This window comes from Nocardia lasii (genome assembly GCF_042658545.1).
GTDB classification, from domain to species: Bacteria; Actinomycetota; Actinomycetes; order Mycobacteriales; family Mycobacteriaceae; genus Nocardia; species Nocardia lasii.
Genome location: NZ_JBHSQN010000009.1, coordinates 54,800 through 70,402 on the forward strand (window position 1 = coordinate 54,800; position 15,603 = coordinate 70,402).

A 15,603-nucleotide genomic window follows, 5' to 3' on the forward strand; every position below is an offset into this window, starting at 1 on the left:
TCCTCGACCGTCCCCGAGTGGAATTTCCGTTCCGCTCGGGGACTTTCGCGTTCTCCGCGGCGGCTCCCGAGCGCGACTCCGACCGATGCCGTGGTTAGGCGGATGAGCTCACGGCAGCGGGACAGATCCGCGCCGGTGCTCCGGGCGATCAGGCGGGGCCGTGCCCGGCGGCTACTCGGCCCGCGACGTGGCGGACGTCGCGGTGGGAGATCAGCCATTCGCCGTCGTGCTGGGCGAACTCGTCCCGGACCAGGCCGATGACGACCCAGTCGGCGGGGCGGCCCACATCGGCGGCGGCGGTGCTCGAAAACCAGTGCCAGACAGTGGCATAGGCGGTGAGGAGGGGGCGGTCGGCGGTCCATTCGATGGTGGTCTGGCCGATGACGTGGGCGACGAGGGAGCGTTGGGATTTCGGGACGCGGCTCATGTGGGCGGTGAACGAGTCACGGCCGTGGAAGAGCACGGGCGGGCCGGGCATGATGCGGTATTCGATCAGGGCGTCGGGGGTGAAGCACTCGGCGAAGCGTTCGCTCTGGGCGGTGTCGGCGATGCGGAAGAACCTGTGGAAGGTGCGCAGGATCGCGCGCTCGGCCTCGATCGCCGGGTCACACGGGCGGAGCCGACCCGACAGGAACAGGCGGGCCAACCGGTCGGCCACGGCCAGCCGGGTCAGTCGACGGTCGTGACCCGCCAGCCGCCGCGATCGAGGACGTCGACGACCAGGGCGCCGATATTCCACGCGTCGTCATCACCGCGATGATGGGTGCCCTCGAGCGGCAGGTCGGCGATGCGCAGGGCGCCGTCCATGCCAGGACGACGGCGCAATCCGTAGGACTCGGCGAAAACCTGCTTGGCGTTGGTGTGTTCGGAGCTGAACGGGTAAGGGACGCCGGTGATCTCGCACTGGGAGCGGAACTGTTTGCGGTCGTAGTCGCCCCAGCTCGCCCACGGGCGTTCGGTGGCCGCGAACTCCGCCACCAGCAGGCGACACGCCTCGTCGAAGGTGACGCCGGTGTCGACCTGTTCCTGGGTGAGGCTGGTGAGTTCGGTGCAGAACGCGCTGACGGTCGAGCGGGTGGGACGCACGAGGATTCCGTGCTTGCTCACCCGCGTTCGAGTCGCCAGATCGACCACGGTGACACCGATTTCGATGATCTCGTTCATCTGGCCGGGTGGCGGTGCGCCATCCCAGCAGGTGGCTTCCACATCGACCACGTTGAGAAGTCCGGTCCATTCGCTCATGCGTGCGACGCTAGACCGCGAGTCGCGCTGGGAGCCAACGAATTACCCCAGCCAGCGCGCGACCCCGCCGTTGCTCGAACAGGCCCCCGACCTGGTCTTGCTGTAGGAGTACTCGCCGTTGTTGCACAGGGCGGTCGCGCCGGGCGGGGCGTCGGGGGCGGGCGCGGGAGTCGGGACACAGTCGCCCGCGCTGTTCTCGTAGGAACCCGGTCCGCACTCGACCGGAGGGACCTCCGATGGCGTCGTCGGAGCGTCGGTGGTCGGTGGTGTGGTTGTGGTCGACGGGGGTGGTGTGGTCTTCGGTGGCGGCGGCGGAACGATGGGGGTGGCGACCGGGGTGCGCGGTACGTTCGCGGGCACTCGGGGCGCCGGAGCGGGCGGTCGCGGGTCGGCGGCCGAGGGTGGGCCCTGCCGGGTGGTCGGCGGCTCGTCCGGGGAGCGCGGCGGGGCACCGGGGGACGGCGGTGGGTCGCCGGGAGACGGTGGCGGATCGCCCGCCGCGGTGTTCGGCCGCTGATGCAGGATGTCGCCGACCTGATCGGGTTCGATCACCACCGGCTTCGTCCGGGTGGTGGTGCTCTTCGTCATCGGCGCGTCCGGTTCGGGAACCGGCGCGCAGGCCGCGCCGGCGGTGAGCAGAGCGGCCGCCGCGAGCGCGGCGAGCAAGCGCCTGACCATGGAACATCACCTGGTTTCGCCATCGGAACTATCAGTAATGTCGATTGGCTATCGTCTCGGGTCGGTGCTTCGTTAACATCTGGTGAACCGGTTCGGAGTCGTCCCCGGTCACGGTCGCCGCGGTCGGGCAGCGGTGCGTGGGGCGTGTCAGAATGTCGCTCACCGACCACCACCCGCCGAGGAGAGAACGTATGCGCCTGTCGCCGCACGAGCAGGAACGGTTGCTGCTGAGTTACGCGGCCGAACTGGCACGCCGCAGGCAGGCGCGGGGGTTGAAGTTGAACCACCCGGAATCGATCGCGCTGATCACCGACCACGTGCTCGAGGGCGCGCGCGACGGGCGGACCGTGGCCGAACTGATGTCGTCGGGACGCTCGGTGCTCACCCGCGAGGACGTGATGGAGGGCGTGCCCGAGATGATTCACGACGTGCAGGTCGAGGCGACCTTTCCCGACGGGACCAAGCTCGTCACCGTGCACCACCCGATCGGATAGGCGACGCGCATGATTCCCGGTGAATACCTCTGTGCCGAGGGCACGATCGAACTCAACGCCGGCGCGGTGCGCGTCGAACTCGAGGTGGTCAATACCGGCGACCGGCCGGTGCAGGTCGGCAGCCACGTGCACTTCCCGCAGTCCAACGCCGCCTTGGACTTCGATCGCGACGCCGCCTACGGGCACCGCCTCGACATTCCCGCCGGTACCGCCGTGCGATTCGAACCCGGTCTGCCACAGCGGATCTCGCTGGTTCCGCTCGGCGGAACCCGCGAGGTCTACGGAATCAGCATGAACCCGCCGGGGCAGCTGGATGCCTGAGCACAACGACATTCACCGCGCGGCAGCCGAATCGCCGCGACGTCCGGGAGAGAGCCGATGACCGAACTGAGCCGCGCCCGCTACGCCGAACTGTTCGGGCCGACCACCGGCGACCGAATTCGCCTGGCCGACACCGACCTACTCATCGAGATCACCGAAGACCGCAGTGGCGGACCGGGACTCGCGGGCGAGGAAGCGGTGTTCGGCGGCGGCAAGGTGCTGCGCGAGTCGATGGGGCAATCGCGCGCCACCCGCGCCGACGGGGCCCCCGACACCGTCATCACCGGCGTGGTGATCGTCGATCACTGGGGCATCATCAAAGCCGACGTCGGCATCCGCGACGGGCGCATCTGCGGCATCGGCAAGGCGGGCAACCCCGACACGATGTCGGGCGTGCATCCTGACCTGGTGGTCGGGCCCTCGACCGAGATCATCGCCGGGAACGGGCGCATTCTCACCGCCGGGGCGATCGACTGCCACGTGCACTTCATCTGTCCGCAGCTGATGGACGAGGCGCTCGGCGGCGGCATCACCACCCTCATCGGTGGCGGCACCGGCCCGGCCGAGGGTTCCAAGGCCACCACCGTCACCCCCGGGTCCTGGCACCTCGCGCGGATGCTCGAATCCCTCGATCACTGGCCGATGAACATCGTGCTGCTCGGCAAGGGCAACACGGTCAGCCAGGAATCGATGTGGGAGCAATTGCGCGGTGGCGCATCGGGTTTCAAACTGCACGAGGACTGGGGCTCGACCCCGGCCGCGATCGATGCCTGCCTCACCGTCGCCGACGCGGCGGGCGTGCAGGTCGCCTTGCACTCCGACACGTTGAACGAGGCCGGGTTCGTCGAGGACACCCTCGCCGCCATCGCCGGACGCGGCATCCACGCCTACCACACCGAGGGTGCCGGCGGTGGGCACGCGCCCGACATCATCACGGTCGCTTCGCATCTCAACGTGCTGCCCAGCTCCACCAACCCCACCCGACCGCACACCGTGAACACCCTCGACGAGCACCTCGACATGCTCATGGTGTGCCACCACCTGAGCCCGTCGATCCCCGAGGACCTGGCCTTCGCCGAATCCCGGATCCGCCCGTCCACGATCGCCGCCGAGGACCTGCTGCACGACCTCGGCGCCATCTCCATGATCGGCTCGGACTCCCAGGCCATGGGGCGCATCGGCGAAGTGGTGATGCGCACCTGGCAGACCGCCCACGTGATGAAACGCCGCCGCGGCGCCCTGCCCGGTGACGGGGCCGCCGACAACGCGCGCGTGCAGCGCTACATCGCGAAATACACCATCTGCCCGGCGATCTCACACGGACTCGACGACGAGATCGGCTCGGTCGAGGTCGGCAAACTCGCCGATCTGGTGCTGTGGGAGCCCGCGTTCTTCGGTGTCCGCCCGCATGCGGTGCTCAAGGGCGGCATGATCGCCTGGGCCGCCATGGGCGACGCCAACGCCTCCATCCCCACCCCCCAACCGGTCCTGCCGCGCCCCATGTTCGGCGCCGCCGCCCCCGCCGCCGCCGCGACCTCCCTGCACTTCGTCTCCCAGCAGGCCATCGACGACGGCCTCGCCAACCGCCTCAACGTGCGCCGAAAACTGGTGCCCGTCAAGAACGCCCGCCGCGTCACCAAGGCCGACATGCCCCACAACGACGCCATGCCCCACATCGAAGTCGACCCCGACACCTTCACCGTCCGCATCGACGGCGAGGTCTGGGCCGAACAACCCGCCACCGAACTCCCCATGGCCCAGCGCTACTTCCTGTTCTGAACGGTTGATCACCACGCTCTCAGGGATGGTCGGCGAGGAATTCTCGCCACCAGAGCGTGGTGATCAACGGTCCAGATGGGGGAGGATTGTGCTATGGGTGGGGGCGGTTGGTGCCGTTGTGGCGGGAGGCACGCTCCTCGTCGGTGGTGCGGCACCGGTTTTCGTCGGGATCCTGTCGGTCAGCGTGATAGTGGTGGGCGTCGGTGTGCGACAGGGGAGAATGGGCGTTCACGTGGTGGGGTGGGGTGGGGGTCGGGTAGTCTCGGCGCGGTCTGAGTGGGGTTGGGTTCGGGGCCGTCCTGCTGTGTCGAGGGTCGGTGGGAGGGTGTGGCGTGGACGATTTGAGTAGTGCCGCTGAGGATCTCGCGCGGCGGGCTCGGGAGCTCGAGGGGCAGGCGCAGCGGTATCAGGAATTGCACGACCGGATGGCGCAGGTCAGCGTGACCGAGACGTCGGCGGACGGGCGGATCAGTGTGACCGTCGATGCGAATGGGTCGACGACGGCGATCACTTTGGCGCCCGCGGTGCGGGGGATGGATCCGGCGGCGGTGGCGACCGAGTTGATGGCGTGCACGCGGCGGGCGCAGACGGGGTTGCGCGAGCGGGTCACCGAGTTGGTGCGGGACACGGTCGGTGGGGACGAGGCGGGGGCGGCCATCGTCGGGCAGTACAGCGAGCGATTCCCCGGTGGTGACACGGCGGGGGCCGTTCCGCCACCGCCGCCACCGCCGGTCGAGCCGTGGACGCCGCCTGCGCCGGCCGGGCCCGCGACGCGCACGCCCGATCGTGACCGGGTCGTCGCACCCGACGAGATGTCCGATGAGGACTTGTTCTACCAGCGGAAATCCTGGTTGCAATAGGATCGCCGACCCCGTCGCGGGCACCGGACGGGGCACGTTTCACCTGAATCGAGAACGTTGCGGGCTCGTTCGAGTTCGCCGACGAAGGGAACTCAGCGTGACCGGTCTCGTGAATATCGACCTCGAAGCGATCAGGGCGCAGGCCGGGTCGGTGGACGGCGTCTCGAACGGAGTCGCCAAGGCCCTCGAGGCGGTGAACTATCTCGCCCACGCCGACGACGGGTACGGCCTCCTCGTGAAGCCCTACGCGGTGATCACCCTGAACTCGCTGCACGACGAGATCACCACCGCCTTGGCGCGGCTCGACACCGTGACCGCGAGCATGCCCGGCAAATTGCGCACGGCCGCAGACACTTTCGAATCCTGCGACACCACACGGGCAGGCGAACTCGCCGCGCAGGCCGCCGAGATCGATCGGCGGGTCTGATCATGGCCGACGGACCCAACGCGGCGGGCAGATTCCTCAACGAGAACACCCTGGCGTTTCCCGGCAACGCCGACACCTTCGACGACGGCCCCGCGCCGGACAACGATCTGCTCACCGTCGAGGACGGCTCGGTGGATTTCCGCGACACCTATTACCAAGAGGGCAACCCGTTCCTCAGCAGTGTCGGCCTGCCCGAGGTGAAGGACAAAGACGGCAAGCAGGAAGTCGACTCGGGCATTTTCAAAGGCACCATCCATGGCGACACGCTGGAGAACGGATATGGCCTCTACCAGGCGCTGACCACCGATGCCTCGGTCCTGGACCGCACCGAGGCCATCGCCAAAGCCGCCATCACCGGCCGTGATTGGTACGACGCGGCCACGACCATCGGCAAGGCCGTCAAGGGCGGCTCCGCGCTGGCGAAATTCGACCCGTTCAATTTCCTGGGCTCTCAGCTGATGAGCTGGATGCTCGAACATGTCGAACCGATGCGTAAATCCCTCGACTCGATCAGCGGCAATCCCGACATGGTCCAGGCCTACAGCGACGCGTGGGGGAATATCGCGCAACATCTGCGGACCACCGCCACGGAATGGGCGGCCGCGCTCGACACCGGTATCGGGGGTTGGGTGGGCTGCGCGGCCGACGCCTACCGCACGAGGGCCACCGAACTCACCGGGCAGATCGCGGAGAAGGCCGCGATCGCTGAGGTGCTGTCGAAGTGCAACGAGGGCATGACGCGGGTCGTGGAGACGGTGCGCGCGATCATCATCGAGATCCTGAGCAGTCTGGCGGGGATGCTCGCCGAGGCGACCGCGATCCTCATCGTGTCCGGCGGGACCGCCACACCCGGGTTGATCGCGCGGGCACTGCTGGACATCTCGCTGGCCATGACCTCGGTCGGGAGCCTGTTGGTGGAACTCGGCAAATCCCTGATGACATTGAAGACGATGGCGATGGACGCGGTGCAGCTGATCCGCGGCGTCACCGAAGTGGAGACCGCGAAGTAGCGGCTCTGCGACACCGGGGTCGCTCGGTGGCAGACTGCGAGCATGACCACCAACGATTGGGCCGACGTCGACAACTACCTCGTCACCACGCTCGTCGGCGAGGAAGGGGCGCCCGCCCTCACCGCCAACGCCGATGCCGGACTGCCCGCCATCGACGTCTCCCCGCCGCAGGGCAAACTGTTGAACCTGTTGGCGCGCACCGCGAAAGCGCGCCGCGTGCTCGAGATCGGCACCCTCGGCGGCTACAGCACCGAATGGCTGGCGCGCGCGGTCGGCGACGGCGGGCTCGTCGTCACCCTCGAATTCGAACCCCGCCACGCCAAGGTCGCCCGGGACAATCTCGACCGCGCCGGCGTGGGCGACCGCGTCGAGATCCTCGTCGGCGCCGCCCTGGACACCCTGCCCGGTGTCGCCGAAGACCTCACCGAACCCTTCGACCTGGTCTTCATCGACGCCGACAAGGTCAACAACTCCAACTACGTGCAGTGGGCGCTGCGCCTGACCCACCCCGGCTCGGTCATCATCGTCGACAATGTGGTCCGCGCGGGCACCGTCGCCGACGAACAGACCGACGACCCGAACGCCCGCGCCAGCCGCGACCTGATCGACCTGCTCGCCGCCGAACCCAGCCTCGACGCCACCGTCATCCAAACCGTCGGCGCCAAAGGCTGGGACGGCTTCGCCTACGCGGTGGTCAACGGCCCGACCTCCTGACCGCACAGGGACGCTCGCCCCGCATCGCCGCGCGACGGGAGTTCGGAACCCGTTCTCGCGGTGCGGGTTCGAGGTCATCGACGCAACCGCACCGGGAGGTCTCGTAGTCCTCGGATGAGGGTGCTGGATTGCCAGTGGAGGTCGGCGGTGGGGGACAGGGTGGGGTCGGGGTAGCGGGCGAGCAGGGCGGTGAAGGCTATTTCGGATTCCAGACGGGCCAGGGGGGCGCCGACGCAGAAGTGGATGCCGTGGCCGAAGGCGAGGTGGCCGGAGGTGGGGGTGGCGGTGGCGAGGGTGTCGGGGTCGGTGAAGCGGGCGGGATCGCGGTTGGCGGCGGCGAGGGCGACGTAGACGAGTTCGTCGGCGGGGATCTCGATGCCGCCCAGGGTGACCGGCTCGGTGGTGTAGCGGACGGTGGCCATGTCGACGGGGCCGTCGAAGCGCAGGAACTCCTCGATCGCGGCGGGGATGCCGGTGGGGTCGGCGCGCAGGGCCTGCCACTGTTCGGGGTGGCGGAGCAGGGCCAGCACGCCGTTGCCGATCAGGTTCACCGTGGTCTCGTGGCCGGCGACCAGCAGCAGGAAGGCCATCGACACCAGCTCGCGGTCGGTGAGTCGGTCGCCGTCGTCGTCGGCCAGGACGAGGTGGGAGAGCAGATCCTCGGCGGGCCGGGACTGCTTGGTGCGCACCAGTTTCGCGAGGTAGCCGACCATCGCGGCCGAGGCGGCGGGGCGATCGTCCTGCTCGCCCTCGCCGACCACCGTGACCAGGGTTCTCGTCCACGCCTGGAAGTCGTCGCGGTCGGCGAACGGGACGCCGAGGAGTTCGCAGATCACCGTCACCGGAAGGGGATCGGCGAAGGCGCTCATCAGGTCGACCTCGTCGTGCTCGCTCATGGCGTCGAGCAGGGACGCGGTGATCTGTTCGATGCGCGGGCGCAGCAGCGCGACCCGGCGGCTGGTGAACGCCTTGTTCACCAGCTTGCGCAGGCGGGTGTGCTCGGGCGGGTCGGAGCTGAGCATATGGCTCAGCAGGGCAACGACATTCGGGTCGCTCGGGGTGGAATTCCTTTTGGCGTGCAGGATCTCGTCGACGCGGCCGATGTTCTTGCGGAACCGAGGATCGGCCATGGCGAGCTTGGCTTCTCGGTAGCCGACGATCACCCACCGCACGACATCGTCGGGGAAACGCACCTGATGCACGGGACCTGTTGCGCGCCAGCGGTGATAGTGGGCGTGCGGATCGTCGAAGAAGTCGGCGCCGATGGACTCGACAGGGGTGGAGGCGATGAGGTCGGCCATCGGATCGACGGTACCTGCGCGGGGGTGACGGCGCATCAGCCGGGCGATACGCGACCGCCCGGCCGGACGGGAGAACTCAGCGGTTCCCCGCGTGCAGCACCACCTTGCCGTTGCGGCCGGGCGTCTCGGAGACCACGGCGGCCGCACCGGCCTGATCGAGTGGGAAATCGGCCTGCACATCCAGGCGCAAGGTGCCGTCGGCGGCGAGGGTGACGAGCTCGGTGATCAGTCGGACGTAATCGGCCCGGTCGATCTCGGAACTGCGCTGCTGCCCCCAGAAGCCTTTCACCACAGCCTGTTTGAAGATCAGCGCGCCGGTGTCGATCACCATCTGCTTGCCCGAGAGCGCACCGAAGGAGATCAACTCGCCGCGCGGGGCGAGCAACGCCATCAGATCGCCCGCGCCGGGGCCACTGACCTGGTCGACCGCGCGCACGATCGGCTCACCGCCGGTGATGTCGGTCGCCGTGGCCAGCCACCCCACCGACTCGGTATCCAGGACCGGACCGTAGCCGAGCTTCTCCAACGCCAGCACCGACGACGGGCCGCGGACCAGGCTCAACACCCGCACCCCGCGTTCCTTCGCGAACAGATTCAGCAGTCGACCCACCGCGCCGTTGGCCGCGTTCACCACGATCCACTGCCCGGATTTCACCCGCAGATCGTCGAGCAGCATCAGCGCGCTCAGCGGCATGGCGAGCAGCTGGCAGGCGGTCTCGTCGGACACCGAGTCCGGAATCGGCACGGCCTGCTCGGCGCGGGCGACGAAAGAATCCGCCCAGGCGCCCCGCACGCCGGCGATCGCCACCCGCTGCCCGACCGCGAGCTTCTCGACCCCGGGCCCGACCGCGTCGACGACACCGGCGGCCTCGGTCCCCGGCACGGCGGGCAGCGGCGGCCGATAGCCGTAGACGCCGCGGATGATCGCCAGATCGTGGTTGTGGATCGGCGACAGCGACATCGCGATCCGCACCTCACCCGGGCCCGGCTCGGGCGTCGGCACCTGCTGTGCGGTGAGGACGTCCTTCGGTTCGCCGAACTCGTCGATGACAACTGCCTGCATGTCCGCCTCCGTGCTGGTTGCGAGTACCTGCCGTGCTGGTCGTGTCCCATTGTGGCACCGCGGGCCGCGGGCGCGGCGGAGGCGGTCGCCGCTGTCAATACGCCGCGGGGATGATCGGCGCACCGCCCGGCGTGGGGGTGCGGGTCCCCCGCGAGGAGGACGAATTCGGTCCGGTCGCGCGCCTACGCTCGATCGGTGGTCGAATCCCGTTCTCGCGCAGCTCGATCCGCTGAGCGGATCGCCGAGGTCGATATCCTGCGCGGGTTCGCCCTGTTCGGGATCCTGATCACCAACGCGATCGTGGCCACCACGCTGTGGTCGGTGGTCGGCACGCGCGAGAACCCGGTATCGCACTTCGCCGGCACCGCCGACGTGCTGGTGCGCGCGGGCGTCGACGCGCTGTTCACCGGGCGGTTCTACCTGCTGTTCGCGTTCCTGTTCGGCTACTCGTTCACCCTGCAGATCGCGGCGGCCGAACGCGCCGGGGTGTCGCCGACACCGCGACTGGTGCGGCGCGCCGTCGCGCTGCTGGCGATCGGGGCGGTGCACGCCTACCTGCTGTGGATCGGGGACATCCTCACGCTGTACGCGGTGCTGTGTCTGATCCTGATCGCGATGCGCGCGATGGCGCCGCGCACCGCGGTGATCACGGCGGTGGTGCTGTACACGATCTGGTCGGCGTGGAGTTTCATCCCGGGCTACCACGGTGTGCTGGCATTCGCGCAGTTCGCCGATCTGCCCGCGCTGGCAGCCGATTACACCGGCACCCCGGCCTCGACCCTCGCCGCCCAGACTTCGGTGGCGCCGGGTTTCGCGCTGATGATCTGGTTCGGGCAGGGCGTGCCGAGCCTGGCGATGTTCCTGCTCGGCCTGGCGGCGGGCAAACGTGCCCTCTTCACGGACCCGGAACTGTTGCGCCGCTGGTCTTCTCGCGTGCTCGTCAGCGGGCTCGTGATCGGGCTTCCGGTCTCGGCCATGACCTTCGCCGAACTGATGAACTGGTGGCACCTGCCTGTCGTCCACGGCCTGCAGATGCTGGTCAACCCGGCCGTGACCTTCGCCTATGTGGCCGCGATCCTGGTGGCGGCACGGTCGGCGCGCCTGGGTCGATTCCTGGCCCCGCTGGCCCCGGCCGGTCGCATGGCCGCCACCAACTACATCGGACAGTCGATCGTCCTGGTCCTGGTCTACACCGGCTACGGCCTCGCCCTCGCCGACACCGTCGCACCGCTCGGCGTCCTCGCGATCGCCCTGCTCACCTTCGCGGCGCAACTCGGTGTCAGCGCGTGGTGGTTGCGCCGACACCCCTACGGCCCGGTCGAGTGGATGCTGCGCGCCGCGACCTACCTGACGGTGCCGCCATGGCGACGGCCCGCCGGTCAGCGCGGTGCGGACTAGGGGTTCGGTTGTGCCGGGCGGTGGAATTCCGCGCGCCAGCGGTGGCGGTCGGGGACATCGGGGCGGGGAACGGTTTCCACGCGGATCTGGGTGAGGGCGGGGGTGGTGAAGGAATCGATGTCGGCGCGGGTGAGGGGCCAGGGTGGGCCGGAGGTGGCGGGAGCGGGGGCGATGTCGGCGATGACGAGCAGGGTAGCGTTGGGGGCCAACAGAATTCGGATATTGGCGATGGCGGCGTCGCGCACGGCCGGGGGCAGGGATTGGACGGTGATGGATTCGACGACGAGGTCGAAGGCGTGCTGCCAGGACTCGGGTGGGTTGAGCAGGTCGGCGACGGTGTAGGTGACGGGGGAGCGGGGGAAGCGGGCGCGGGCACCGCGGATGGCGGTGGGCGAGATGTCGAAGGCGGTCGTCCGGATGCCCTGGGCGGCAACGAATTCGGCGTCGGTGCCGTAACCGCAACCGAGCACCAGACCGCGGGTGCCCGGGGGTTGCGGGGTCGCGTGGAGCCAGTCGACCAGCAGGGGATTGGGTTCGTCGCGATCCCACGGCACCATCGACGTGCCCGCCGCGGCCTCGGCGTAGAGCGGCTCGAACCACCCGGTCGGATCATCGGCCGCCAACGCCTGCGCGGCCAAGCGGCGATCGGCGGGTGGCTGCGCGTCGTTCATGGGCCCAGTCTTGCGCACCGAGGGGCAAACCGCCGCGCGACAGTCGGTCCGGTGGTCGACCAGCACGCGTCGGCGGCCGAGATCCGGCCGGGGAATCTCGGCCGCCGATCACGGCTGATCGACTAGGGGATCAGCACGACCTTGCCGGTCGTGGCGCGCGATTCCAGGGCGCGGTGGGCGGCGGCCGCCTCGGCCAAGGGGAATTCGGTGAGCGCGGGTCGGAACAGGCCGGTGGCCGCGGCGGTGAGCGCGCGTTCGGACAGGATGCGCAGGTCGCCACCGGCCCGCTCGACCATCGCCGGGCCCAGGACGTTCCGGGAGGTGATGTTCAGGGCGGGGTCGAGGACGGCGGGGGCGCCGCTGGACCAGCCGAAGACGACGTGGGTGCCGCCGGGCGCGAGCAGGTCGACGGCGGCGCGGGCCGTCGGGCCGCCGATGCCGTCGAAGACGACCGTCGCCGCGCGACCGCCCAGGTGGGCGCGCACCTTCTCGGGCCAGTCCGGCAGGGTGTAGTCGACGGCGATATCGGCGCCGTTCGCGCGCACCAGCGCCACCTTGTCCGGTCCACCGGCCAGGCCGACCACGGTCGCGCTCGCCGCCACGGCGTACTGCACCAGCAGCGTGCCGAGCCCGCCCGCCGCCGCGGTGACCACCACGACGCTGTCGGGCGTGATCTCGGTGAACAGGGTGATGCCGAGCGCGGTGCGGCCGGTGCCGACCATCGCGACCGCCGCGGCGGGACTCACACCGTCGGGGATCGTGAGCAGGCGCTCGGCGTCGGTGATCGCGAGCTCGGCGTACCCGCCGGGCGCGGCGCCGAGGTGGGCGACGACGCGCGTGCCGAGCAGCGCCGGGTCGACACCGGCACCGAGTCGGTCCACCACCCCGGCGACCTCGCGGCCGGGCACGGTCGGCAACGGCGGAACCGGGAACGGGCCGGGTTCGCCGCGCCGCAACGCGGTGTCGACGAGATGGACCCCGCTCGCCGCCACCGCGATGCGCACCTGACCCGGACCCGGTTCCGGATCGGGGATCGACTCGTAGCGCAGGTTCTCGGCGGGACCGAATTCGTGAAGCTGAATCGCGTGCATGAGCCCAGTGTTCAACCTGAACCATAGTCTAGGTCAAGGGCGTGTGAGCAGCTGTGGCCGCGCAGTCTCAGTGGCCGGCTCTGAGGCTGGGTCGACCTCGCGGGAGCAGCCGGGGCCGCGCAGTATCGGCGGTCGGATCTGGGGCTGGGTCGACTTCGCGCGAGCGCCGGTGGCCGTGCCGGCTCAGCGGTCGGAACCATCCGGCGTGCCCGCGGGTCGGGTGTCGGTCGCGGCGGCGCGGCGGGCGGCTCGGTCGGCGAAACCGTCGCAGAGGGCGTCCAGGCCGAGGAACAGCAGGTCCTCGGAGGTCAGGTCGCTCACGCCGGCGCCGTTGAGGTCGGCCAGTGCGGGCGGCACGGGGAAGGAGGGCTTGCCCTCGAGTAGGTCGCGCAGGCCGTTGGTGTCGTCGGTGGCGGTGCGCTTCTCGGCGAGCAGCGCGCCGCCGACCACCGGCAGGCTCGCGCCGGAGATGTAGTTCCAGACGGTGAACCCCATCGTGGTCGCCTCGCGTGCGGACACGTCGAGTTCGCGCAGGCCCTCGACCAGCCAGGCCAGGCTCGTCAGGCCCTGCGGGCCGAAGCTGTAGCGGGGGACGGCGAAGGTGAGCAGCACCCAGGGGTGCTGCTGGTAGAGCTGCCAGTCGATCTCCGCGGCGATGCGCACCCGGTCGCGCCATGTCCAACCCTGGCCGGTCGGGTCGGGGTAGGGGTGGCGGGCGGCGATCTCGTCGGTCATCGCCGCGATCAGTTCGTCCTTGTTCGCCACGTGTCGATACAGCGACATGGTGCCGACATCGAGGCGATCGGCGATGCGCCGCATCGAGACGGCATCGAGGCCGTCGGCGTCGGCGAGGGCGATCGCGGCGTCGACGATCGCGGGGCGGGTGAGCTTCGACTCGGTCATCCCATGACTCGCTTTCGTAATACGACCTTCATGCGTACACTGTACCCAGAACTCGCGTACACCGTACGCAATCCTCGGAAGGAAGTCGGAATGACGAAGCTGGAACCGGCGGTGCCCACCGCAGTCGCCGGTGGACGCCGCGCATGGCTCGGACTGGGCGTGCTGCTGCTGCCGGTGCTGCTGGTGTCGATGGACATCTCGGTGCTCTTCCTGGCCATGCCGACCCTCACGGCCGACCTGGATCCCTCTGCCGCCCAACAACTCTGGATCCTCGACATCTACGGGTTCCTGCTGGCGGGCCTGCTCATCACCATGGGCAACCTCGGCGACCGGATCGGGCGACGCAACATCCTGCTCGTCGGCGCCGCCATCTTCGGCGTCGCCTCGGTGCTGGCCGCGTTCGCGCCCACCGCCCCGATCCTGATCGCCGCGCGCGTGCTGATGGGCATCGGCGGCGCGACCCTGCTGCCGTCGAGCCTGTCGCTGATCTCCACCCTGTTCCCGAACGCGCGCGAACGGGCGACGGCGATCGGCATCTGGACCGCGTTCTTCGCCGGCGGCGGGGCGGTCGGGCCGATCATCGGCGGGCTGCTGCTGCACCACTTCTGGTGGGGTTCGGTGTTCCTGATCAACATCCCGGTGCTGGCGATCCTGCTGATCTTCGGGCCGATCCTGCTGCCCGAACACCGCGCGGTCGCGCTCGGCCCGATCGACCTGCCCAGCGTGGCGCTCTCGATCGGTGGCATCCTGCCGCTGATCTACGGGATCAAGCACATCGCCGCCGAGGGGCTCGACGCGATGTCGGCGGCGATCGCGCTGATCGGCGTGGTGCTGCTGGTGCTGTTCGTGCGCAGGCAGCGCCATCTCAGCGAACCGCTGCTAGACCTGTCGCTGTTCACCCGGCCGCTGTTCCGGGTGGCGATCGGGGCGAGCATGGTGGGCATGATGTCGCTGGCCGCGATGAGCTACCTGACCAGCATCTACCTGCAATCGGTCACCGGGCGCGACGCGCTGGCCGCCGCACTGCTGGGCATTCCGATGGCGATCGCGGTGTTCGTGTGCTCGATGAGTGGCGCGCGGGTCGGGCTGCGACTGGGCGTGCGGGCGACGTTCACCCTGGCGCTGTTGCTCTCGGCGCTGGGCAACCTGATGCTGCTCGGCGTGGGCGTCGACGGCGGAATCGGCTGGTACATCGCGGGCTCGGTGATCGCCGGTGTCGGCTACGGCCTGTCGTTCACGCTCGTGTCGGACGTGGCGGTGTCGGCGGTGCCCGCCGAGCGCGCCGGTTCGGCGGTCGGGATCTCCGAGACCAGCTTCGAATTGGGCAATGCGCTGGGCCTGGCCCTGCTCGGTTCGGTGGCGGCGCTGGTGTTCCGCTCCGGCGGCGACTTCGGCGACACCCTCGGCGATACGCTGCTGCACTCCGGGGGTGACGCCGGGTTGATCCACGCCGCGCGCGAATCCTTCGTCAGCGGAATGCATCTCGCGACCACCGGTGGCGCGCTGCTGCTGATCGGAATGGCTGTGTTGGCTTGGCGTTCGGCCCGCGCCGATCGCTGAGCCGCCGGGCGTGGGCCGGAGCCGGCGCCGGCGTGATCGTCGCCACGGTGCGGGTGGTGGGCGGGGCTCACCGGGCGGACCGGCGGGGTTA

17 protein-coding genes are annotated in these 15,603 nt (G+C 69.6%); 9 read left to right on the plus strand and 8 right to left on the minus strand.

Annotated features, from left to right (window positions below; translation table 11 throughout):
• Window positions 1–148: 148 nt before the first annotated feature.
• Genes ACFP3H_RS13455 through ACFP3H_RS13465 form a run of 3 tightly spaced genes read right to left on the minus strand, consistent with a single transcriptional unit; the run spans window position 149 to window position 1,920 of the window.
• Window positions 149–658: a nuclear transport factor 2 family protein gene (locus ACFP3H_RS13455; protein ID WP_378604927.1), complete on the minus strand. Its 510-nt coding sequence runs from the start codon at window positions 656–658 to the stop codon at window positions 149–151.
• An 11-nt stretch (window positions 659–669) separates the two neighbouring features.
• Complete coding sequence (locus ACFP3H_RS13460; RefSeq protein ID WP_378604930.1) at window positions 670–1,242, minus strand: 3'-5' exonuclease; 573 nt, start codon at window positions 1,240–1,242, stop codon at window positions 670–672.
• A gap of 42 nt (window positions 1,243–1,284) precedes the next feature.
• Window positions 1,285–1,920, minus strand: coding sequence for a DUF3761 domain-containing protein (locus ACFP3H_RS13465; protein ID WP_378604933.1), 636 nt, complete (start codon window positions 1,918–1,920; stop codon window positions 1,285–1,287).
• A gap of 191 nt (window positions 1,921–2,111) precedes the next feature.
• Here ACFP3H_RS13465 and ACFP3H_RS13470 point away from each other — a divergent pair, with 191 nt between their 5' ends.
• The 7 genes from ACFP3H_RS13470 (at window position 2,112) to ACFP3H_RS13500 (ending at window position 7,525) form a co-directional block, all read left to right on the plus strand.
• Entirely contained in the window at window positions 2,112–2,414 is a 303-nt protein-coding gene (locus ACFP3H_RS13470) for an urease subunit gamma (RefSeq protein WP_101467224.1), read from the plus strand.
• 9 nt (window positions 2,415–2,423) lie between these two features.
• A complete protein-coding gene (locus ACFP3H_RS13475; RefSeq protein ID WP_378604936.1) occupies window positions 2,424–2,735 on the plus strand; it encodes an urease subunit beta in 312 nt (103 codons plus the stop codon).
• A gap of 57 nt (window positions 2,736–2,792) precedes the next feature.
• On the plus strand, window positions 2,793–4,514 hold the full coding sequence (locus ACFP3H_RS13480; RefSeq protein WP_378604939.1) for an urease subunit alpha: 1,722 nt from the start codon (window positions 2,793–2,795) through the stop codon (window positions 4,512–4,514).
• Between the two features lie 332 nt (window positions 4,515–4,846).
• Window positions 4,847–5,374, plus strand: a complete 528-nt coding sequence (locus tag ACFP3H_RS13485; protein ID WP_378604942.1) for a YbaB/EbfC family nucleoid-associated protein — start codon at window positions 4,847–4,849, stop codon at window positions 5,372–5,374.
• Between the two features lie 97 nt (window positions 5,375–5,471).
• Entirely contained in the window at window positions 5,472–5,801 is a 330-nt protein-coding gene (locus tag ACFP3H_RS13490) for a type VII secretion target (protein ID WP_378604945.1), read from the plus strand.
• Window positions 5,802–5,803: 2 nt separating this feature from the next.
• Window positions 5,804–6,811, plus strand: a complete 1,008-nt coding sequence (locus ACFP3H_RS13495) for a WXG100 family type VII secretion target (protein ID WP_378604948.1) — start codon at window positions 5,804–5,806, stop codon at window positions 6,809–6,811.
• Between the two features lie 42 nt (window positions 6,812–6,853).
• Window positions 6,854–7,525, plus strand: coding sequence for an O-methyltransferase (locus ACFP3H_RS13500; protein ID WP_378604950.1), 672 nt, complete (start codon window positions 6,854–6,856; stop codon window positions 7,523–7,525).
• Between the two features lie 74 nt (window positions 7,526–7,599).
• On the opposite strand, the gene ACFP3H_RS13505 is transcribed toward ACFP3H_RS13500, so the two are convergent.
• Window positions 7,600–8,826 (minus strand): cytochrome P450 family protein, encoded by a 1,227-nt coding sequence (locus ACFP3H_RS13505; protein WP_378604952.1) that lies wholly within the window; start codon window positions 8,824–8,826, stop codon window positions 7,600–7,602.
• A gap of 76 nt (window positions 8,827–8,902) precedes the next feature.
• Window positions 8,903–9,889 carry a zinc-binding dehydrogenase gene (locus ACFP3H_RS13510; RefSeq protein ID WP_378604954.1) on the minus strand — a complete coding sequence of 329 codons (987 nt, stop codon included), beginning with the start codon at window positions 9,887–9,889 and terminating at the stop codon, window positions 8,903–8,905.
• Window positions 9,890–10,084: 195 nt separating this feature from the next.
• Here ACFP3H_RS13510 and ACFP3H_RS13515 point away from each other — a divergent pair, with 195 nt between their 5' ends.
• Window positions 10,085–11,287: a DUF418 domain-containing protein gene (locus tag ACFP3H_RS13515; protein WP_378604957.1), complete on the plus strand. Its 1,203-nt coding sequence runs from the start codon at window positions 10,085–10,087 to the stop codon at window positions 11,285–11,287.
• Here ACFP3H_RS13515 and ACFP3H_RS13520 read toward each other — a convergent pair.
• The 3 genes from ACFP3H_RS13520 to ACFP3H_RS13530 all read right to left on the minus strand — a co-directional run bounded on the left by ACFP3H_RS13520 (window position 11,284) and on the right by ACFP3H_RS13530 (window position 13,952).
• Window positions 11,284–11,958 (minus strand): class I SAM-dependent methyltransferase, encoded by a 675-nt coding sequence (locus tag ACFP3H_RS13520; RefSeq protein ID WP_378604960.1) that lies wholly within the window; start codon window positions 11,956–11,958, stop codon window positions 11,284–11,286. The two genes, ACFP3H_RS13515 and ACFP3H_RS13520, sit on opposite strands and share 4 nt — an antisense overlap.
• Before the next feature lie 122 nt (window positions 11,959–12,080).
• A complete protein-coding gene (locus ACFP3H_RS13525) occupies window positions 12,081–13,049 on the minus strand; it encodes a zinc-binding dehydrogenase (RefSeq protein ID WP_378604963.1) in 969 nt (322 codons plus the stop codon).
• A 183-nt stretch (window positions 13,050–13,232) separates the two neighbouring features.
• On the minus strand, window positions 13,233–13,952 hold the full coding sequence (locus ACFP3H_RS13530) for a TetR/AcrR family transcriptional regulator (RefSeq protein WP_378604966.1): 720 nt from the start codon (window positions 13,950–13,952) through the stop codon (window positions 13,233–13,235).
• A 90-nt stretch (window positions 13,953–14,042) separates the two neighbouring features.
• On the opposite strand from ACFP3H_RS13530, the gene ACFP3H_RS13535 reads away from it, so the two are divergent.
• Entirely contained in the window at window positions 14,043–15,512 is a 1,470-nt protein-coding gene (locus tag ACFP3H_RS13535) for an MFS transporter (RefSeq protein ID WP_378604969.1), read from the plus strand.
• Window positions 15,513–15,603 lie beyond the last annotated feature (91 nt).